The following is a 19289-nucleotide window of genomic DNA, read 5'->3' on the forward strand; positions in this document are numbered from 1 at the left end:
AACACACGTTCGTGTTATGATTATTTCAGGTTAGGCCATCCAACAGCCTACCTCCCCACCAGTGAGACCGGCCTACCCAGCCGGTCATTTTTTCATTAATCTTACACCTTACTCAAATAATGAATGATGTCCATTCTACGTATGATACCGATAAACACTTCGTTGTCATCCACAACTGGTACGAAGTTTTGAATGGCAACAAGCGACATTAAGTCTTCCATCTCAGCATCAATATGAACAGGCTGATAGTCCCTGTTTACCATTATGTCCTTAATAAAATGATGCTCACTATTTTGAAAAGAAAGACCTTCTGTGTTTTTAATTTTCCATAAAAGGTCACCCTCTGTGATCGTTTTTATATAATGTCCCTTTTCATCAATTACAGGTACAGCGGTGTATCTGTGATACTCCATTTTTTCCATAGCCTGGCGAATGGTTGATTCTGCATGTAAACAGATCACTTCTTTCTTTGGAAGAAGAAAGAATGCAATATTCATAACTTGTAAATCCCCTCTTGATTGTAATTTTATTCGTATTAATTATGACTGTTCTTCAGAAACGATGTGTATGTCTATGTTTTTTGAATTTCTCATTATACTGTTAACAATAGAACCCTTTGTAATCTCTTCCCATCTCGTTCTTGCAGATTGGCCTAAAATAATCTGAGTAATATGATGTTCTTTTGCGACATCTGTAATAACTTGTGGTATTTTTCTTTTTCTAGATCTTTCTAGAATAAATTTAGCGTTAAATTCTACAGCAAGTTTTTTCCAGCCTCTGATTCTTTTTCGCTGTTCTTGAGAAATGTTCCCTCTGTGATCGATCAACACATTTAAAACATATAATTCTGCATTTAAACGATTGGCTATTCGCCAGCCTCTTCGGATCAGCTTTTCTGCACTTGGACCATATTGTACACAGACTAAAATTTTTTCTGCCACACCTGTTGGTCCACTATCGGTAAAGACGATATCGGATTTTAAGAGCTTTTCATCTACATCATCTGCAATTTCACGGAGAGATAATTCACGCAGTGCACCTAAATTGTTCTTAGTAAAAAAGTTGTTCAATGCCTGGTCTATTTTTTCCTGCGCATAAATTTTACCTTCTATTAAACGTTGCCTCAGCATTTCTGGTGTCACGTCAATTAAGATTACTTCATGTGCAATATCCAGAATCCTGTCAGGTATTCGTTCGCGAACTGCTACTCCTGTAATATGCTGAACAATATCATGAACACTTTCAATATGTTGGATGTTTACTGCTGATACAACATTAATTCCAGCATCAAGTATTTCTTCCACATCCATGTATCGCTTTTTGTTTTTTGAACCTGGAACATTGGTATGGGCCAATTCATCAATTATGACCACATCTGGTCGGCGTTCAATGATCTTTTCTATATTTAACTCTTCTAGTTTTTTATCTTTGTATTCAATGATTTTTTTAGGTATGATTTCAAGATCTTTAATTTTTTCTGCTGTTTCTTTTCTACCATGGGTTTCAATTAAGCCGATTACGATATCGACTCCTTGTTTTTTCAAATCATGAGCTTCTAAAAGGATTCTATACGATTTACCTACACCTGGTGCTGCTCCAACGAATAGCTTTAACTTTCCCTTTTCATCTTGATAGATTTCCTGCAGAAATTCTTCAGGCGTTTTCCTTTTAAGTTGAGGGTATTTATCATACATTTACGCACCTCGTTATCATCATCATCGACTACAAACCAAGAAGCAAGAGCCTTTACCCTAAGTGTAGAGTAAAGGCTTTGTCTTCTACTATTGTAACAATTTCTCTAAAGCAATATTAAGTGTCAGTACATTCACGCGAGGTTCACCAAACAGACCAAGCTCTCTTCCTTGAGTATTTTCTTTAATCAATTTTTTAAGTTTTTCTTTATTTATTCCTGTTGCTTCTGCAATTCTTGGAACCTGTACATCTGCAGCCTCAGGAGTAATATGCGGATCAAGTCCGGATCCGGAGTTTGTGATTAAATCAATCGGAAGCTCGTTAACAGGTACAGCTGGGTTAGCCTTTTCCCATGCAGCTATGCTTTCTTTCATTCGTTTCATCATATCTTCATTTGAAGGTGCATAGTTTGGACTTCCCGAACCAGCCGCGTCGTACTCGATACTGGAAACACGCCCGCTGAAGTATTCGGGTTTCGTAAACGTTTGACCAATAAGTTCAGAACCTATTACTTCTTTATCTTCATTATAGATTAAGCTTCCATCCGCTTGCTTCGGCATAACGACTTGTGCAATTCCTGTGACAACAACAGGATATACAAGACCGCATATCACCATTAAAGCAAGGGAAAGGCGAAGCATCTTAACGATATTGTTAACGATAAATACTTTTTCATTATGTTGATTTAATGAATGTGATTGCATATCAATCAATTCCTTTCTTTTCTAACGGTTACACGAACAAGTGAACAATCAGATCAATCAATTTTATTCCGATAAAAGGTACGATTACACCACCGAAACCATAGATTAAGAGGTTACGTTTCAATAAAGCATTTGAACTCATCGGTTTGTAAGCTACTCCTCTCATAGCCAGAGGAATGAGCAATGGAATAATAATCGCATTAAAGATTAACGCAGACAGTATGGCCGACATCGGCGAGCCAAGCTTCATGACATTGAGTACTTCCATCTCAGGAATCGCCAGCATGAACATCGCTGGGATGATGGCGAAATACTTCGCAATATCATTCGCGATACTGAATGTAGTTAACGCACCACGAGTCATTAGCAATTGTTTTCCAATGGAAACCACTTCAATAATTTTCGTCGGATCGGAATCCAAGTCTACCATGTTGGCAGCTTCTTTCGCTGCAGTCGTTCCACTGTTCATGGCAAGGCCTACATCCGCTTGTGCAAGTGCTGGTGCATCATTCGTTCCATCACCAGTCATCGCAACCAATTTTCCTTCTGCTTGTTCACGCTTAATTACAGCGATTTTATCTTCTGGTTTACTTTCAGCAATAAAGTCATCCACGCCGGCTTCTCTTGCTATTGTTTTAGCCGTTAATGGGTTGTCACCTGTACACATGATCGTTTTGATTCCCATTTTTCGTAACTGTTCAAAACGTTCTTTCATTCCAGGCTTTACGGTATCTTTTAAATAAATAAGTCCGTATATATGCTGATCCACAGCTACTGCCAGCGGCGTTCCACCTTCAGATGCAATTCGGTTTCCTTTTTCTTCAAGGTCATGTGGCACTTCTCCACCAGTTGCAAGTACCCAGTTTTTAATTGCGTCTACCGCTCCTTTTCGTACTTTTCTTCCATCTTTTAAGTCGATTCCGCTCATTCGCGTTTCGGCTTTAAACTCAATAAATTCTCCATCTTCACCAAGGTATTGATCAAACGATAAGTGTTCTTTTTTCATGAGTTCCAAAACGGATTTACCTTCTGGTGTATCATCTTTTAATGAACTGATGGCAGCCCATTCCCCAACTGATTTTTTCGTATCGAATCCTACTGGTACAAATTCGCTTGCCATACGGTTTCCGAATGTAATCGTCCCCGTTTTATCTAGGATGATCGTATTGATGTCACCTGCAGCTTCAACCGCTTTACCAGACATAGCGATTACATTAAATCTCGTAACACGGTCCATTCCAGCAATACCGATCGCGGATAAAAGTCCACCGATTGTTGTCGGAATCAAACAAACGAGTAATGCGATTAAGACCGGTACTGGTATGTCAAAACCTAGATACTTTGTAAAGAATGGAAGTGTTACAACTACAATCATAAAAACAAGTGTCAAACTCGTTAAAACAGTACTTAACGCAATTTCATTCGGTGTTTTTTGACGCTTCGCTCCTTCTACGAGGGAGATCATGCGATCAAGGAATGATTCTCCTGGATCTGCTGTAATTCGTACTTTAATTTCATCACTTACTACACGTGTTCCTCCTGTTACGGAGTTAAAGTCACCGCCAGCTTCTTTAATTACAGGAGCTGATTCTCCTGTAATCGCCGACTCATCAACAGAGGCAAGACCAGATATGACTTCACCGTCTCCTGGAATCATTTCACCTTGTTTTACAATAACGATGTTTCCTTTACGAAGATCAGCTGATGAAACTCTTTTGTGTTTACCGTTTTCCAGCACAAGGTTTGCATAAACTTCTTTTTTCGTTTTCTTTAATGAATCAGCCTGTGCTTTCCCTCTTCCTTCAGCTATTGCTTCAGCGAAATTTGCAAACAGGAGGGTTATAAACAGAATGAAGGTTACAGCAATATTGAAACCAACTTGAGTTTGGTCTCCAAAAAAGGTTAATAATAATGTAATTACAAAACCAATTTCAACAACAAACATGATCGGGTTTTTAATCATTACCCTTGGATCTAGTTTAATAAAAGATTCCTTTATCGCCTGATTCACGATTTCTTTATTCATCATTGTTTTATTCATTTGTACTTCCTCACGATTCTTTTTCATCGGGCCGTTCCCACCTTTTTTTGGAGGAACGTACTGAGATAATTCTTTTTTGGTTCTTAAGCCTTGAGCACCCATTATTCATTCACCTCTCTACAGCATCTATAATGTTAAATATTCAGCAATCGGGCCTAATACTAATACCGGGAAAAAAGTTAAAGCCCCAACGATAAATACAGCCCCAATAAATACTCCTGCAAATAGTCCGTTATCTGTTCTAAACGTTCCGATCGTTTCTGGAACGGTTCGTTTGACAGCCAATGATCCTGCAACCGCAAGCATCGTTACAATGGAGAAGAACCTTCCAAGATACATGACAATTCCGGTAGAAATATTCCAGAAGTTTGTCGCATCTCCTAACCCTTCGAAGCCAGAACCGTTATTGGCTGCTGAAGAGGTATATTCATAGATTACTTGTGAAATACCATGAAAACCTGAGTTCGAAATGGCCGCATGTCCGAGTGGTGTAAAGAAAGCTACAGCAGATGCTCCTAAAATAAGGAACGGGTGGATTAACAACGTCGCTGCAATCAGCTTCATTTCTTTACCTTCAATCTTTTTACCTAGAAATTCCGGGGTACGTCCCACCATTAATCCAGATAAGAAAACACCAATAATCGCATACATTAAGACGTTGACAAAGCCTGCCCCTACACCGCCATAAACGGTATTTAACATCATATTGGATAATGTAACTAATCCGCCTAGCGGAGTCAGTGTATCGTGCATCGTATTAACAGCCCCCGTTTCTGAAGCCGTTGTAACAACCGAGTAAAGTGAAGACTGAGCGACACCAAATCGTACTTCCTTTCCTTCCATGCTTCCTTGATCATGTTGCACACCTAGAGCATTGATTGCTTGGTTTCCCTGATATTCGGCACTTAGGGAGATGCCAAGGAACATAATAAACATCATCGTCATGGAAACGAAAAGAATACGTCCCTGCTTTGGATTTCCAACCATCTTTCCGTACGTAAACGGTAATGCCATCGGTAATAGGAGCATCAATAAGATTTGAATAAAGTTGCTCGGCCCGTTCGGGTTTTCAAACGGATGCGCTGAGTTAACTCCGAAAAATCCACCGCCGTTATTTCCTAATTCTTTTATGGATAAAAACGAACCAACTGGGCCAACTGCAATGTTTTGTTTTCCACCTTCAACTGTAGTCGCTGTAACCGTTGGATCTAATGTCTGCGGTACTCCAAGTGCAACGAAAATGAGTCCTGTTACAAAAGCGATCGGTAGTAACACACGAATGATACCCCTAACCATATCCACAAAAAAGTTTCCTAAAGACTTGCCAGATAGCCCACGAATGAATGCGATTGCTACTGCTAATGCTGTAGCTGGTGCAACAAACATCATGAAAAGAATGCCAATCATCTGTGAAAGATAGGATAAACCACTTTCACCACTGTAATGCTGCAGATTCGTATTCGTCATAAAACTTACTGCTGTGTTAAACGCAAGGCTTGGATCCATGTTTGCTATCTTACTCGGATTCAGAGGCAAACTGCCTTGGAAACGGAAGATTAAATAAACTAATAGAATCATAATCGCATTGATCACAATGACTGATGAAGCATAAACTTTCCAAGATTGATTTTTATTTTTCATTCCACTAATGGAATAAATCAGTTTTTCGAAAGGATAAAAGAGTTTGTTTTTATTCGAATAATTGAACGAGTTCGCTAAATAAATTCCTACTGGTTTTGCAAGTAAAAGAGCTATAAGTAGCGTTATAGCTATAGAGAGTAAACTGACTAACAACGGAAAAACCTCCTAAAATTTCTCTGGATTCAATAATACGTAAAGAAGATACACCGTTGTTAAAACGGCTAATCCAAACATGACAGTCATCATTTATTTACACTTCCTTCATCAACAACACTTGATGACCATTTTGCTAGACCCATCATTAAGACAGGCATTCCTACCATCAATAAAACCATCATCACATCTAACATTTTTACACCTTCTTTTTATTAGTTCATTGTTCTAAGTAACCATTCAGCATTAGAGATAAATTTTTGATAGCCTCTTGAGCATCACAACCTTCAATTCTAAGTGTGATCGGTTCGTTTTGATTTCTTGAATAGTGTGACAAAAAGAATAGATTAACGGATAGTAAGCCTTTCGCATTAATCTGTATGCCTTGATAAAAGAAAAGAATCTCACTTTCGAAAGAACCAGCAGCATTGACAAATTCATTGATCTGTCCGATCGACAACCTTTTTGGCAATAAAACAACTGACTCTGTCCCCATGTTTTCACCCTGCCTATCACTGGTTTGGATTTACAGAGGGAACATCTTTTCTTTGATGGGTTCCCTCCTGTAATTGCTTAACCTTTACTTCTAAGCGTGTCTTGTATGATCCATTTTGAGAGACTATGTTGAATCACACTTGCATAATAAGCATTCAATTGATCTCTTTTCGCTTTTAACAAAATCTGTTCAATTTCGTTTGGACTTAATCTCATAAATGAATTCCTCCGCTCTTTTTTTTATGAAGAAAGTAAGAATTGAATATTTCCGGTTTTGTTATAGATTACGTAATCTGCACCTAACTCCTTATAAACTCTGGAAATATACCGTGTGTCTGATTTGATGACATAAACAGGTATGTTATAAATGCTGCGAATGAGTTCAATCGTTTGGCAACATTCTAAAAATCCAGATTCAACAACAATGATTTTTTGAACAAAAGGACCTACCATCTCGATAACTTTACGCTTGTCAACATAATTCATGACATATACATGTTGAAACCCAACTTGTGAGAGTCTTTCTGCTTCTTCTCGGTTAGGAACACAGAGAACAAGAGATTGATAGTCTTCACACAATCTTAGTTTTGAAATAAAAACATCTGAAACTAGATCAGGAAACATAATGAGCACGTTCCCAGATGATTTCTCCATCGTTCCACCCTCCATCTCTTAAAGAAAACTAGGCTAACTTCTAGCCTCTCATGTCAGCCTTAGCTGCACTTATACTATCGTCTTAAACTTGTTGCTACGTCGAAAACCATCGCGCCGACAAGTTATACTTTTGGATAGTGAAAAAAAGGCAACAAAAAAGAAGCCTGCGGAAGAGGAACTCTTCTCGCGGCTTCTACACATACTTGAATAAGCGTGTGAATACACGAAATTTGTTGCCTCTCTCTGTACGCTTACGGAGTTAGCTGACGGATTCGGGCTTGAGAGTAGCCCTACTCGATCTCTCGAGATTCACCCCATGCAGATACGAAGAACTGCGGTTGGTTCCCCCGCTTCCTAAACTTAGGAATTAAGCGATAAAGACGCATGATATTAAAATCATAGTTTGTTAAATTGTCATTACTCTTTTTTTAATTCACCTTCCCTCTCCTACCACGCTTACGAAGTTAGCTGACGGGTTCGGACGGCAGAAGTCGCCCGACTTAAATAAGTTTCACCCCTGGCAGTGAAGAACTGAACTGCCGATGGTTCCTCCGTTCCAATAATGGATTCAGCGGTCATGGAAAAAATTTAAAGTTTTACGATAAGCAATATATTACTCCTGGTTTCAGCCGTTGTAAATCAAATAAAATCCCTAAAAATATAATATTTTAAATCGAATTTAATCAATTTAAGTTATTTTATTCACTTTTAATAAACATTACTACTAATTTCTTTGTTTTTCTTTAATTATCATGATATTTACAAATAAAAAATAGTTTGAATATTAAATCAATTACTCTGAATCCATTTATTTTTCTTATGGAAAACTATAAAACTTTTATTTTCATTCTGTAGTTTTTTGCACAATTCACACCTCAACATTTTTGCAGAATAAATTTCAGTACACGAAAAAAGCACAACATTAATTTACGATACGTTTAGTTTTATTAAGCAACATTTTCAATTTCTAAACTTTTGATTGCAGCTATTTTTTTTACCTCGTTATACACATCAGCTGTTAACCTAGAATCTGCAACCATAACATGAAGATCAATCTCATTTTTCTCGTCCACTAAATCTTTTATTTTTATTTTTTTTATCATAATATCTTTTTCCCTAACAGCTACTAGCAGCTCAGAAATTTGAATACTCTTATCAATCATAATTGTCATGTGTATTTCTTTTTCTCTTAAACATTTTGGACCAATGTACCTTATTATTGCTGGCATAACTTCTACGCTGAACAAAATTAGGAATACACAAATTAGTGCCTCTAATAAGAAGCCAGACCCTACTGCAATCCCTGTACCTGCAGCGCCCCATATTATGGATGCCGTCGTTAACCCCGAGATGACATCATTATTTCTTCGAAGGATGACTCCAGTTCCAAGGAAACCTATCCCTGAAATAATTTGTGCCGTTAAACGCATAGGATCCATTTTCACATGTTCTGACTTTGGAAAAACGTAAGCAGATTCAATAGAAATGATAGTTAGTAAACAACTTACTATTGAAATAACCATACACGTACGTAAACCTACGGGTTTTTTCCTGATTTCTCTTTCTATACCTAATAACATACCTAATACGATCGCTGTACCCAATTTAACTAAAACTTCTGTATCCACCATCTTATTTCCTCACGTTCTCCATATTTTTCAAGCAAATCACTATGTTTTTTCTCCTTCTTTATCCGTGTGTTTTTCCATGCATGCTACAGTACTCAAATTCACATCATTTAGTTAATCAGCTTTTCCTACAAGCTTTATTGCCTGTCTTGTTTCTCTTCTACACTTGTTACGGTTGAAAAATGGCAACAAAAAAGAAGCCTGCGGAAGAGGAACTCTCCTCGCGGCTTCTACACATACTTGAATAAGCGTGTGAATACACGAAATTTGTTGCCTCTCTCTGTACGCTTACGGAGTTAGCTGACGGATTCGGGCTTGAGAGTAGCCCTACTCGATCTCTCGAGATTCACCCCATGCAGACGCAATGGCCTGCGATTGGTTCCCCCGCTTCCTAAACTTAGGAATTAAGCGATAAAGACGCATGATATAATAATCATAATTTGTAAAATTGTTATTATTACTCTTTTTTAATGTTCACCTTCCCTCTCCTACCACGCTTACGAAGTTAGCTGACGGGTTCGGACGGCAGAAGTCGCCCGACTTAAATAAGTTTCACCCCTGGCAGTGAAGAACTGAACTGCCGATGGTTCCTCCGTTCTAAATGAGATTCAGCGAAAGTGATTAATTGTAAAATTTTGAGATGAAATTTATAATACTCCTGGTTCATACAGTTGTAAATGATAAAAATAACCTAATTTTCATTTCTCCTAAAAATAAAAAAATTGCGTTTTAATTCGCCGAAACTTTTTTAAATTCCTCTGTTATTTACAAAACAAAAACTCTGCAAACATAAATTTGCAGAGCCTTGTTAAAACGATCTAAAATCCAATCTCTGTCTTTTAGTCCAGAGCCATACGCCTGTGAACAGATGAATCGCAAACACTACAAAGACAGCCCCATAACTTTCTGTAATCCAGCTCACAAACCAAATGATCGGTAGAGCTAAAAAAAAGTTAACAAGCAACAACACCCATGAAGTTCTTGCTATAGCTACAAAGAATAGAATAATTGGTAAGATTAAAAAAATCCAGAATAGTACGTTTTGAAAAGTTGCCATGACTTCCCCTCCGCTTTTCATTATAAAAGGGCTTCGCCATAATCTCCAGCTTTAAACTGGTACTTTTTCTAATTCAAACTCATTTTTGTTATCATTTTCTTCAATATCATACCTGGGTAGAGTGAACATGTAGAATAGTCCAACAAGAATCAGACATCCTCCCACAACCCAGAACAGCATTTCTACGGTTAGAATTTTCGGGAAAAACACAGCGATTAAACCGAGTGTCATGGTGTGAGATAGCATATTGATCGGTGTAATCCATCCTTGAACACGTCCCATCATTTTAGGGTCTACGATCTTAGGTAACCAGCCACCGATTCCAATATTGATTAATGGAATGCTAAACCCAGCCAATCCTGTAAAAATAAAGAATGTCAACACATTTGGCGCGATGGCGCATAAACCAAGTGACAATCCACTTACGAATAGACCAAGAACAATCGCATACGAGAGTCTGATCTTTTTAGCGAGCATCGAACAAATAACACTCCCTGTAAGGATAGATACACCAAACACGACACCCATCCACATCATCATTTGCTCGTAATTATCTGGAGCGAGTTTATATTTCATGATAAAAGCCGGCATAACTGACAATCCACCATTTACTATACCAAACAAGAAAAAACCAAAGATTAATGAAAGTAGAAGCTTAGATTGTTTAATGTAATTGAACCCCGCAACAAAATCCTTCCATACCATCTTTACACGAATATCTTTGAACCTGTGTTGTCCGTTCGGCAGACGAACATCTTCATCAACTCTCATACTCATAATTAATAATGATGATATAACATATGTAACAAGGTCAAATGCAATTGCTCCTTGTATTCCTACACTCCAATAAATAAAAATGGCAATCATGTTCCCGAAAAGCATAAATAAACTACCTACCATTTGATTCAATCCAGCTGCAATTGCATAATCCTCTTTCGAGAGTACACCTTGTACCATCGCTTGATCAGCAGGAAAAAAGAATTTACCTACTGCACTTCTTAAGAATAAGATAGCAAAAATCAAAGGCATCCAGTCTAGCCATATAGCACCCATTAATAAGAGGCACAGCCCTGCACAAATCCAATCACAATAAAGTGCGATTTTTTGACGATCCATTCGATCGGCTAATACCCCTACGATAAAGAAAACAGCTAGTGTTGGCAGAGAATACATCAATTCTGCAAGTGTGGCATAAAACGGTTGTTCACCGAACTTATCTAACAAATAAAACATAAAAGCTGTAACGCCTATAATACTTCCCATCATTGAAGTAAAACCAGCAAAAAACAGCTTGCTGAAGTTTTTATTCTGAAACACTTTCAGAAACTCCTTCACATCATAACCCCCAACTTTAAATAATTTGCATCATTACCATTTTCTACCTAATGCCGTCAATTGTAAATAAATTCTTGTGAAATTTCACAAGAATGATTTAGCATATTCATTCCGTTTTCGGTGTTAAAATCAGCTGAATTTGTAAATGAAAAGAATACTACGATATAAAGGTTGAACTTTATGCTTTATGACGATACTCTAGACAGAGAGCATAATAGAGAGGATACTAACATGATTCATTTATTTTCACACAACGATTTAGACGGAAAATCGTGCGGTTATTTAGCACAACTAGCATTTGGAGACAACTGTAAAATATCGTATTGTTCACATGGAACGATTAATGACCGTGTAGAGATGCTGCTTGATAATCCGAGAGAAAGAAAAACAGAAATTATCATTTCAGATATTGCGGTTAACGAAGAATTAATGATGCGACTTGATGAACGATCTAATGCAGGTGGAAAAGTAAAGCTGATCGACCACCATGCAACAGCGCTTCATTTCAATGGTTTTGATTGGGGGCATGTTCAAGTTCGTTATGATGATGAACGTTTAACTTGTGCTACTTCCCTTTTCTATGAATATTTGATCGAGAACGGTAAGCTTAAACCAACAGGTGCGCTCGATGAATATGTAGAACTTGTGCGTTTATATGATACGTGGGAATGGTTTGACCAAAAAGTTGAAGCTAAGCGTCTTAACGACTTATTCTTTATCCTTCCTCCTGATAAATTTGAGGATCAGATCATGGATCGGTTAAAAGGTGATTCTTTTCAGTTTTCAGAAACAGAAACAACGATTCTGGATCTTGAAGAAGAAAATATTGCAGATTATATTAAAAAGAAACAACGTCAGATGGTCGAAATCTGGGATACTTGGTCTTTAGGCGAAGGATCTGAAGAGAAAACGTATAAGGTTGGTATTCTTCATGCCGAACGTTATCACTCTGAGCTTGGGAACGAGATCAATCGTGAGAATCCTCACTTAGACTTGATTGTGATTCTAAATATCGCTAACAAACGGATCGGTCTTCGTACCATTCATGAAGAGGTGGATTGTTCGATCTACGCCAAACAATATGGCGGCGGCGGGCATCCAAAAGCTTCTGGAGGAAACATGACTTCTGAAGCATTTGAAAAGTTTGTTGTTGCTGCATTCCATGAACAACCTAGACGAATCGATGCACCGAAGAACGAGCACAACGTGAAGGAAAATCCTGATGGCAGCTTATATGTGAACAATCATCGTGAAGTATCTAAGATCTATTCAGAAGATAATCAAACATGGCTGATCACACATAAGACACATCCAGTAGATGAAAAATTTGCAAGCTACCAAGACGCTGAAAATTACGTTAAGCGCCACTTTGAAGGCTGGCTGATGCGCGATGATGAAGCAAATAACAATAATTAACCAGAAAGAAAGAAGGACTGCCATAAAAGGCAGTCCTTTTCCTTTATTCTACAACACCGGTGTGTATCACTTCTAAGTCAACATTCACTTTCACTTTTACATCTGGATATTGCTCTTCCCACTTTTTTAAATCAAAGTCACGGTAATGAGCTTCATATTTAGAACCTAGACCGATCGGATCAACCCCATTATTTTGAAGTAATTTGATAATTCTTGCAGCATCTTGTTCAATCTTCCTTGTTATTTGCATCTGAAGTTCTTTTACTTTATTTTGATTAGCTGTAAGTGGTCTATTACCTCGATACTCTTGAACTCTGGCACCCATTTTTATCTGGATATTAAATTCAGGGGTACCTTTGTTTATTTTGACCTTATAGTGTGGTGTTGATTTGATATTGTTGATTACAACAAACTCATTTTCGTTAATCTTATATTGATGTGTACCCATTTTAAAACGTTCTACCAACATTTTTAGTGTGAATACATCCTTAATAGGCAACGTCGTTATTAATTGATCATCCTTAAATAGGCCAACTCCATTTATTTTAATTTTGTCTTTTTCTTTTTTTAGGAGGGGCAAGTATGGATCATTCCCGTCATTATGGTAGTTGTATGAAAAGATAGAAAGATCAGAAGTCGGCAGTTCCCCTATTTTGGCGTTTTGGATAATCATATCAGAAAGATACAAAGCAATGTTTTCTTTCCCATATTTTTTTATCGAGAGTAATTCCGAAGCTTCCCCTTCAATAATAGCGAGCTGTATAGTATTTGCAATTTCGGGTGTGCGGTTTATCGTATCAATAAATGGAAACAAGCCTTTTTCTGCAAGCTTTTGACCAAACAATGCAATACGAAGCTGGCCGGTGACCAAGGGATATTGAACTTCATTTTGAGAACGATCGATGGTTTCTTGAACGGTTTCCCCTTCAGCTTTTAATATTTCTATTGTTGAAGTTTCATCTACCTTATATTCTGGGTACACAATGGTTCCTAATAATTTTTTGTCAGAAGTTAGATCGAAACCTACACCTTGAATAATACTAATTTCATTTGTATTTTGTGTTGGAACGATCTTACAACCAGATAACACAAACATTAAAATGATAGAAATGCGAAGGAATAAACACTTCATCATAATATCCTCTTTTTCTTTTTAACCACTATATAAAAAAGCCACAATAAAGGTATATAAAGATAAAATAACCCTAGTGAAATGCCAGAGATCATATCCAAGAACGAATGAAGAATGTAACGATCATCCAGCAACTGGCATAGGACCAAACTTGAAGCCATTAAGACAAGTAATGGTGCTTTTTGTTTTTTCTTAAAAATTTTTTTAAAGCCTCTGCTCGATGCCCAAAGCATCAGCGTTATGATTGTTACGATTTTAATGAGATACAACGAAGCGAGTATATACTCAATCCTTTGGATAAACGAAAAGGTTGTTAACGTATTAATATTAATTCTTGCCCAAATCGTAGTCTGTATTTGTTTCTCACTAATAAATAAGAAAGTAGTAAATGCTCCTACCGTATAAAATAAAGTTGTAAATGCTATGCCTAGATGAGCAAATTTTTGGGATGATCTAGCGTTTTTTATAAAGGGAAAGACCATTAAAATGATCTCAAACCCTGCCATAGAATAACTTGTTTCTTTAGCAGACCTTAATAGATCAACGAAGGTATGATCCAATATAGGAAGAACGTTATCTATATGAATATAATTTCTAGGTAAATAAAAATGGTTAAAGAAAAGAAGGAACGTATATATGACAGCTACAAAACATATACCTGCTACTACTCGGAATCCACCAGATATAATGTAGTAACATAATGTAAGAATCAGTAAAGCAAGTACCCATGTTGGTAATGTAGGGAACATCCATACTTGGATAATTTCAATATACTCCCTTAGTACACTAACAGCGGCCAACCAGAAATAAAACATAATGATCCCGCTCAATATAGATCCAAGTGTTTTACCGTATAATTGGTTATGTACATCCACAATATCACCATTTGCAGAAGATAGAAGATGAATCATTACTGCCATGATAAGTTGAATGATTGCCCCAGCGATCAGAACACTGATCCAAGCATCATAGCCAGCATCTTTTGCAATAATTCGATGAAAACCTAGTATTCCTACACCGGTTTGTGCACCTATTATGATGAAGAACAAGAAATAAGGTGATACTTGGTGCCGAATGTTTACTTGCATGATCAATCAACCTCCTTTCTGTTATTCATCAAAATCAGAAGGCGGTCCTGGACTCCTCCTATCGAACACAGCTCTTTGTTTTACTTGTGGTCTTAGATTATCGGGATTTTCTTTTTGCACAGAAAACGGCAAGCGTATCCACAGATCCTTAAACATGTTCATACGAAACGGATAAAATCCAATATACGGCCGTCCCAGTGACGTTAAACGCAATAAATGAGCAAGCAGGAAGTTCAGTCCGATGACAATTCCGATCAAACCAAGAAATTGCGCCAATACGATTATTGGATATTTAACAAGCCTTACCGAGTTATTGAACTTATAAATTGCTGAAGTATAGGAAGCTAACGTACTTAAACCGATTAAAATGATTAAGACACTGCTTGTTAGTTTGGCTTCTACAATTGCCTGTCCAATTACAATCCCCCCAACAATACCGAGAGTCGTGCCTATTTTAGCCGGAAGGCGGAGACTTGATTCTTTTATAAATTCAACACTTATTTCTAATATGAGAACTTCTATAATAGGTGGAAATGGCACTGCTGCTCTGGATGCTACTAATGAGTCAAGTAACTTTGCCGGAATCAATTCATAATGATAGGTTAAAACGGCTATATAAAGAGGTGAAATCACTATCGATACACAAAGGCCAAATAACCTAATTAACCGCAAGTAGTTCGCAATTAACCAAGGGACATAATAATCTTCCATAGCCACTACCGATTCTGCTAATGTGATCGGTGCGATTAAAACGTCTGGAGATCCATCAACAACGATTACGATTTTCCCTTCTGTAAGTGCTGCAATGGTTCTATCCGTTCGTTCTGTTGGAATAATCTGAGGAAAAAGAGAATTCGTATTATCTTCAATCATAGAAGCCAAGTAAGAACTATCTGAGATATGATCATATTGAACATCATTTATTCGTTGTAAAACGGTTTCTACATTGTCTTTGTCCGCAATGGAATCCATATAGATGACAGCAATTTTTGTTGAAGATAATTTTCCTATCTCCATCTCTTTTACATGCAAATCTGAGGATGGTAAATGTTTTCTTATCAAGTTAATGTTTGTATCCATTTCTTCTACATAACCAGCTTGAGGACCAAGAGCCGTACTTTCCATCATAGGAAATGAAATATCTCTGAACTTACTATTCGCAACATTAACGAGTAAACATTCTATATCATTCTCTGCAATTCGAATGGCCGAAAATCCTTGCAGCAACTTTTCTTTTATTAATTTTGTGTCTGATGTTACGACTGTTTGCTGAATGGGGATGTTATTTTTTACTTTTTCTAAGGAATCACTTTCAGATAGGTAAGGCACCACATCTCTATACAGGGTTTCTGACATAACAAGTGTTCTAAAATATGATATCCAAAATGGTTCTGTTTTCTCAAAGGATGTATGATCATTAACAAAGTCATTCGATTCGGAAAGTTCCTCCACCCAATTGGTCTTCTCAGAACTAGTTTTAGGTTGTTCCTCGATGTTTTTCTTTTCCTCAACTTTTTTCTCTCGCCGTTTTTTGAACATGCTCATCCCTCTATGTGAGTTTTTCTTTATTGTTCATTTGTAACTCTTAATGTATTCATGTAAGAACAAGAAAAGCGCTTAGATTCCTTTCTCTAAGCGCTTTTCTTTATTTTGAATTTGAATGGTTCTGTAGCAGGTCCAGCATCGATGTAAGTGTTTTATTTAAAAGGGTCATTTCTTCCTTTTTCATTGAGATGTTTTCAGTAAGCTGAGTGGGGATGCACTCCGCTTTTTCTTTTAAACCTTCCCCTTTTTCTGTTAATGAAATAATGACACTTCTTTCATCTTCAGGTGACCGTTTTCTTTCCACCAACCCATTTGTTTCCATTCGTTTAAGCATTGGAGTAAGTGTACCGGAATCCAAAAACAAGCGCTGGCCTAATTCTTTTACAGACAATGAATGTTTTTCCCATAAAAGAAGCAAAACTAAGTATTGTGGATATGTGACGTTGAGTTCTTTTAACAACTCTCGATAAAGCTTTGTAATCTCACGTTCTGCTGTATAGATTTTAAAACATATCTGATTTTCTAATTTTAACGTTTCACTTTTCATGATGTTTCCTTTCTTTTTATAAAGGGTACTTACATTATAACACAATTTAGTTTTACACAATTAAATTGTTTGACTCTACAAAAAGTATGCGTTATGATGATTACGAGTTATTCAGTTGTACACAATTTAATTTTACACAAAAGGAGTGTTTGGAATGGAAGCATTATACACAGCAAAAGCAACAGCTGAAGGTGGACGAGCAGGTACAGTAAAGAGTGATAACGGTGTTCTAAATCATGAGTTAGCTATGCCTAAAGCACTTGGAGGATCTGGAAGTGAAAACGCAACAAACCCTGAGCAACTATTTGCAGCAGGATATGCCGCTTGCTTTGATTCAGCACTAAACCTTGTTGCGCGTCAAAGCAAAAAACGAATTGAATCGAAAGTTACTGCTGAAGTTTCTATCGGAAAAGATACAGATGGCGGCTTTAAACTAGCAGTAGTTCTAAACGTCGGTGTTAACGGTGTAACACAAGAAGAAGCTGAGGAATTAGTAAAGACAGCTCACGGTGTTTGTCCATATTCTAAAGCAACAAGCGGCAACATTGACGTTGAGTTAAAAACTGAACTTCTATAATAGAGGCAAAAAGGACCATTGTTTTGGTCCTTTTTTTATTTGTATTCTCCCTTATCCCTTCAATCCACCTCTTACCTTTCGTTTTATATAAAAAATATTCTCAGTTTCTATATCCATCCACATTGAACAATCGTATAATTATTCATAAATAAATAATTATTCAGAAATGAATATTTTATTTAACTGATAAAAGGACTGATGAACTTGACTCAATCAAAAGATTGGAACGAAAATGAACAAATTCTTCATTCTTTAAAAGACGACATCTTAGTTACAAATGTAGAGGGTATAATCCTTAAAGTAAGTGAAGTTACAGGAAAAATCTACGGAGTAGAATCAGATAGTTTAATCGGAAAATCCGTTTATGATCTAGAAGCTCAAGGGTTATTTACACCGATTCTCACTCCAATGGTTGTAAAAGAAAATAAAAAGATTACGTTTGTTCAAACAACGAATAAAGGAAAAAAACTGCTTGTTACAGGAATCCCTGTTTATAACGAACAAGGCGAATTATATAGAATTGTAAGCTACTCACACGACATTACTGAACTGGCTCAATATAAAGAGTTTTTGCTTGCCATGGAAGAAGAAATGCATCGTGTAAAAACGGAGCTTGGACTATTAAGAAACAAACAGCTTCATGATTCTGGAATCATCGCCAAAAGTGAAGATATGAAAAAAGCAGTTTCAACAGCACTTCAGTTATCAGAAGTTGATGTGAATGCATTAATCCTAGGGGAATCTGGTGTTGGAAAATCATTATTAGCTAAATTCATTCACAATAAAAGTCACCGGTCAAAAGGTCCATTCATTGAGGTTAACTGTGGCGCTATTCCAGATTCTTTATTTGAAGCGGAATTATTTGGTTATGAACCTGGCGCTTTTACAGGTGCACATCAAAAAGGCAAAGTCGGTCTTATTGAACTATCGAACGGAGGCACACTCTTCTTAGATGAGATCGGTGAACTTCCCCTACAGCACCAAGTAAAAGTGTTAAAAGTCATTCAAGAAAAACAGTTTTATCGTGTAGGAGGAACGAGACCCATCCGTGTAGATTTCCGTTTGATTTCTGCTACGAACAAAGATCTTCAGAAAGCAATAAGTGAGAAGCTTTTTCGTGAAGATCTCTATTTTCGTTTAAATGTTGTACCCGTCACGATTCCTCCACTCAGAAAGAGAACAGAAGATATCGTACCTCTCATACATATGCTTTTAGAGCAATTTGAAAAAAAGTACAACAAGAAGAAAAGATTAGATGAAGCTGTCATTCATCATCTTCTGCACTATGATTGGAGGGGAAATGTACGAGAACTAATCAACATCATGGAACGATTAGTGGTACTCTCCCCTACGACTCTTATTACGGATGAACATCTTCCTGATCATGTAAAAAAAGGTACATCTACACCCTCGCCAACTATTCATGCAGAACAAACACTTAAAGAAATGTTAGATGAAACAGAGAAACAAATTTTATTAACAGCAAGAAAGAAATTTAAAACGACCATACGGATGGCAGAAGCACTCGGCACTAGTCAGCCTTCAATCGTAAGAAAAATGAAAAAATATCAGATTATTTAGTTT

Annotated in this window: 20 protein-coding genes and 4 riboswitches; of the genes, 3 read left to right on the forward strand and 17 right to left on the reverse strand. The window is 37.0% G+C overall.

Going from position 1 to position 19289, the window contains the following annotated elements; translation table 11 throughout:
• Positions 1-101: 101 nt before the first annotated feature.
• From IHV12_RS07885 to IHV12_RS07945, 13 genes are all read right to left on the reverse strand, one after another.
• A complete protein-coding gene (locus IHV12_RS07885; RefSeq protein WP_197190492.1) occupies positions 102-497 on the reverse strand; it encodes a CBS domain-containing protein in 396 nt (131 codons plus the stop codon).
• 42 nt (positions 498-539) lie between these two features.
• Positions 540-1694 carry a KdpD-like non-kinase potassium sensor gene (gene kdpDN, locus IHV12_RS07890; protein WP_197190493.1) on the reverse strand — a complete coding sequence of 385 codons (1155 nt, stop codon included), beginning with the start codon at positions 1692-1694 and terminating at the stop codon, positions 540-542.
• 87 nt (positions 1695-1781) lie between these two features.
• Positions 1782-2333 carry a potassium-transporting ATPase subunit KdpC gene (gene kdpC / locus IHV12_RS07895; RefSeq protein WP_231619448.1) on the reverse strand — a complete coding sequence of 184 codons (552 nt, stop codon included), beginning with the start codon at positions 2331-2333 and terminating at the stop codon, positions 1782-1784.
• 91 nt (positions 2334-2424) lie between these two features.
• Complete coding sequence (kdpB, locus tag IHV12_RS07900) at positions 2425-4437, reverse strand: potassium-transporting ATPase subunit KdpB (RefSeq protein WP_197190876.1); 2013 nt, start codon at positions 4435-4437, stop codon at positions 2425-2427.
• Between the two features lie 126 nt (positions 4438-4563).
• Positions 4564-6231: a potassium-transporting ATPase subunit KdpA gene (kdpA, locus tag IHV12_RS07905; RefSeq protein ID WP_197190495.1), complete on the reverse strand. Its 1668-nt coding sequence runs from the start codon at positions 6229-6231 to the stop codon at positions 4564-4566.
• A gap of 12 nt (positions 6232-6243) precedes the next feature.
• Positions 6244-6324, reverse strand: coding sequence for a potassium-transporting ATPase subunit F (locus tag IHV12_RS23055; protein ID WP_197128181.1), 81 nt, complete (start codon positions 6322-6324; stop codon positions 6244-6246).
• The gene (locus IHV12_RS07915; RefSeq protein WP_156499132.1) at positions 6321-6428 is read right to left on the reverse strand and encodes a hypothetical protein; all 108 of its coding nucleotides are present in this window, start codon (positions 6426-6428) and stop codon (positions 6321-6323) included. The genes IHV12_RS23055 and IHV12_RS07915 overlap by 4 nt, the downstream gene beginning before the upstream one ends.
• Positions 6429-6451: 23 nt before the next feature.
• Complete coding sequence (locus IHV12_RS07920; RefSeq protein ID WP_066392488.1) at positions 6452-6727, reverse strand: HPr family phosphocarrier protein; 276 nt, start codon at positions 6725-6727, stop codon at positions 6452-6454.
• A 77-nt stretch (positions 6728-6804) separates the two neighbouring features.
• Complete coding sequence (locus IHV12_RS07925) at positions 6805-6942, reverse strand: hypothetical protein (RefSeq protein ID WP_197127301.1); 138 nt, start codon at positions 6940-6942, stop codon at positions 6805-6807.
• A 24-nt stretch (positions 6943-6966) separates the two neighbouring features.
• Entirely contained in the window at positions 6967-7380 is a 414-nt protein-coding gene (locus IHV12_RS07930; RefSeq protein ID WP_197127300.1) for a hypothetical protein, read from the reverse strand.
• A gap of 232 nt (positions 7381-7612) precedes the next feature.
• Positions 7613-7764: riboswitch (cyclic di-AMP (ydaO/yuaA leader) on the reverse strand.
• Positions 7765-7817: 53 nt separating this feature from the next.
• Positions 7818-7964: riboswitch (cyclic di-AMP (ydaO/yuaA leader) on the reverse strand.
• A gap of 363 nt (positions 7965-8327) precedes the next feature.
• Positions 8328-9008, reverse strand: coding sequence for an MgtC/SapB family protein (locus tag IHV12_RS07935; protein WP_197190877.1), 681 nt, complete (start codon positions 9006-9008; stop codon positions 8328-8330).
• A gap of 269 nt (positions 9009-9277) precedes the next feature.
• A riboswitch (cyclic di-AMP (ydaO/yuaA leader) is annotated at positions 9278-9429 on the reverse strand.
• A gap of 57 nt (positions 9430-9486) precedes the next feature.
• A riboswitch (cyclic di-AMP (ydaO/yuaA leader) is annotated at positions 9487-9632 on the reverse strand.
• A 184-nt stretch (positions 9633-9816) separates the two neighbouring features.
• Complete coding sequence (locus tag IHV12_RS07940; protein ID WP_197127299.1) at positions 9817-10065, reverse strand: hypothetical protein; 249 nt, start codon at positions 10063-10065, stop codon at positions 9817-9819.
• 51 nt (positions 10066-10116) lie between these two features.
• Entirely contained in the window at positions 10117-11400 is a 1284-nt protein-coding gene (locus IHV12_RS07945; RefSeq protein WP_197190496.1) for an MFS transporter, read from the reverse strand.
• Between the two features lie 231 nt (positions 11401-11631).
• Between IHV12_RS07945 and IHV12_RS07950 the strand changes: the two genes are divergently transcribed.
• Positions 11632-12816: a DHH family phosphoesterase gene (locus IHV12_RS07950; protein WP_197190497.1), complete on the forward strand. Its 1185-nt coding sequence runs from the start codon at positions 11632-11634 to the stop codon at positions 12814-12816.
• Positions 12817-12859: 43 nt separating this feature from the next.
• Here IHV12_RS07950 and IHV12_RS07955 read toward each other — a convergent pair whose 3' ends face one another.
• From IHV12_RS07955 to IHV12_RS07970, 4 genes are all read right to left on the reverse strand, one after another.
• A complete protein-coding gene (locus tag IHV12_RS07955) occupies positions 12860-13951 on the reverse strand; it encodes a Ger(x)C family spore germination protein (RefSeq protein WP_197190498.1) in 1092 nt (363 codons plus the stop codon).
• On the reverse strand, positions 13948-15036 hold the full coding sequence (locus tag IHV12_RS07960) for a GerAB/ArcD/ProY family transporter (protein WP_197190499.1): 1089 nt from the start codon (positions 15034-15036) through the stop codon (positions 13948-13950). Before IHV12_RS07960 ends, IHV12_RS07955 begins: the two co-directional genes overlap by 4 nt.
• Positions 15037-15057: 21 nt before the next feature.
• Positions 15058-16575, reverse strand: coding sequence for a spore germination protein (locus IHV12_RS07965; RefSeq protein ID WP_197190500.1), 1518 nt, complete (start codon positions 16573-16575; stop codon positions 15058-15060).
• Positions 16576-16681: 106 nt separating this feature from the next.
• Positions 16682-17128 (reverse strand): MarR family winged helix-turn-helix transcriptional regulator, encoded by a 447-nt coding sequence (locus IHV12_RS07970; RefSeq protein WP_197190501.1) that lies wholly within the window; start codon positions 17126-17128, stop codon positions 16682-16684.
• 154 nt (positions 17129-17282) lie between these two features.
• On the opposite strand from IHV12_RS07970, the gene IHV12_RS07975 reads away from it, so the two are divergent.
• Together IHV12_RS07975 and IHV12_RS07980 are read left to right on the forward strand one after the other, a co-directional pair.
• Positions 17283-17705: an organic hydroperoxide resistance protein gene (locus IHV12_RS07975; protein WP_066392468.1), complete on the forward strand. Its 423-nt coding sequence runs from the start codon at positions 17283-17285 to the stop codon at positions 17703-17705.
• A 198-nt stretch (positions 17706-17903) separates the two neighbouring features.
• Positions 17904-19286 (forward strand): sigma-54 interaction domain-containing protein, encoded by a 1383-nt coding sequence (locus tag IHV12_RS07980; RefSeq protein WP_197190502.1) that lies wholly within the window; start codon positions 17904-17906, stop codon positions 19284-19286.
• The last annotated feature ends 3 nt before the right edge of the window (positions 19287-19289 follow it).

Source organism: Fictibacillus sp. 7GRE50 (assembly GCF_015903875.1).
Lineage (GTDB): Bacteria > Bacillota > Bacilli > Bacillales > Fictibacillaceae > Fictibacillus > Fictibacillus phosphorivorans.

Coding starts and splice junctions, on each gene's coding strand:
- IHV12_RS07885 (WP_197190492.1), bottom strand. CDS start 497: ATGAATATTGCATTCTTTCTTCTTCCAAAGAAAGAAGTGATCTGTTTA.
- kdpDN (WP_197190493.1), bottom strand. CDS start 1,694: ATGTATGATAAATACCCTCAACTTAAAAGGAAAACGCCTGAAGAATTT.
- kdpC (WP_231619448.1), bottom strand. CDS start 2,333: ATGCTTCGCCTTTCCCTTGCTTTAATGGTGATATGCGGTCTTGTATAT.
- kdpB (WP_197190876.1), bottom strand. CDS start 4,437: ATGAATAAAACAATGATGAATAAAGAAATCGTGAATCAGGCGATAAAG.
- IHV12_RS23055 (WP_197128181.1), bottom strand. CDS start 6,324: ATGATGACTGTCATGTTTGGATTAGCCGTTTTAACAACGGTGTATCTT.
- IHV12_RS07915 (WP_156499132.1), bottom strand. CDS start 6,428: ATGTTAGATGTGATGATGGTTTTATTGATGGTAGGAATGCCTGTCTTA.
- IHV12_RS07920 (WP_066392488.1), bottom strand. CDS start 6,727: ATGGGGACAGAGTCAGTTGTTTTATTGCCAAAAAGGTTGTCGATCGGA.
- IHV12_RS07925 (WP_197127301.1), bottom strand. CDS start 6,942: ATGAGATTAAGTCCAAACGAAATTGAACAGATTTTGTTAAAAGCGAAA.
- IHV12_RS07930 (WP_197127300.1), bottom strand. CDS start 7,380: ATGGAGAAATCATCTGGGAACGTGCTCATTATGTTTCCTGATCTAGTT.
- IHV12_RS07940 (WP_197127299.1), bottom strand. CDS start 10,065: ATGGCAACTTTTCAAAACGTACTATTCTGGATTTTTTTAATCTTACCA.
- IHV12_RS07950 (WP_197190497.1), top strand. CDS start 11,632: ATGATTCATTTATTTTCACACAACGATTTAGACGGAAAATCGTGCGGT.
- IHV12_RS07955 (WP_197190498.1), bottom strand. CDS start 13,951: ATGATGAAGTGTTTATTCCTTCGCATTTCTATCATTTTAATGTTTGTG.
- IHV12_RS07960 (WP_197190499.1), bottom strand. CDS start 15,036: ATGCAAGTAAACATTCGGCACCAAGTATCACCTTATTTCTTGTTCTTC.
- IHV12_RS07965 (WP_197190500.1), bottom strand. CDS start 16,575: ATGTTCAAAAAACGGCGAGAGAAAAAAGTTGAGGAAAAGAAAAACATC.
- IHV12_RS07970 (WP_197190501.1), bottom strand. CDS start 17,128: ATGAAAAGTGAAACGTTAAAATTAGAAAATCAGATATGTTTTAAAATC.
- IHV12_RS07975 (WP_066392468.1), top strand. CDS start 17,283: ATGGAAGCATTATACACAGCAAAAGCAACAGCTGAAGGTGGACGAGCA.
- IHV12_RS07980 (WP_197190502.1), top strand. CDS start 17,904: ATGAACTTGACTCAATCAAAAGATTGGAACGAAAATGAACAAATTCTT.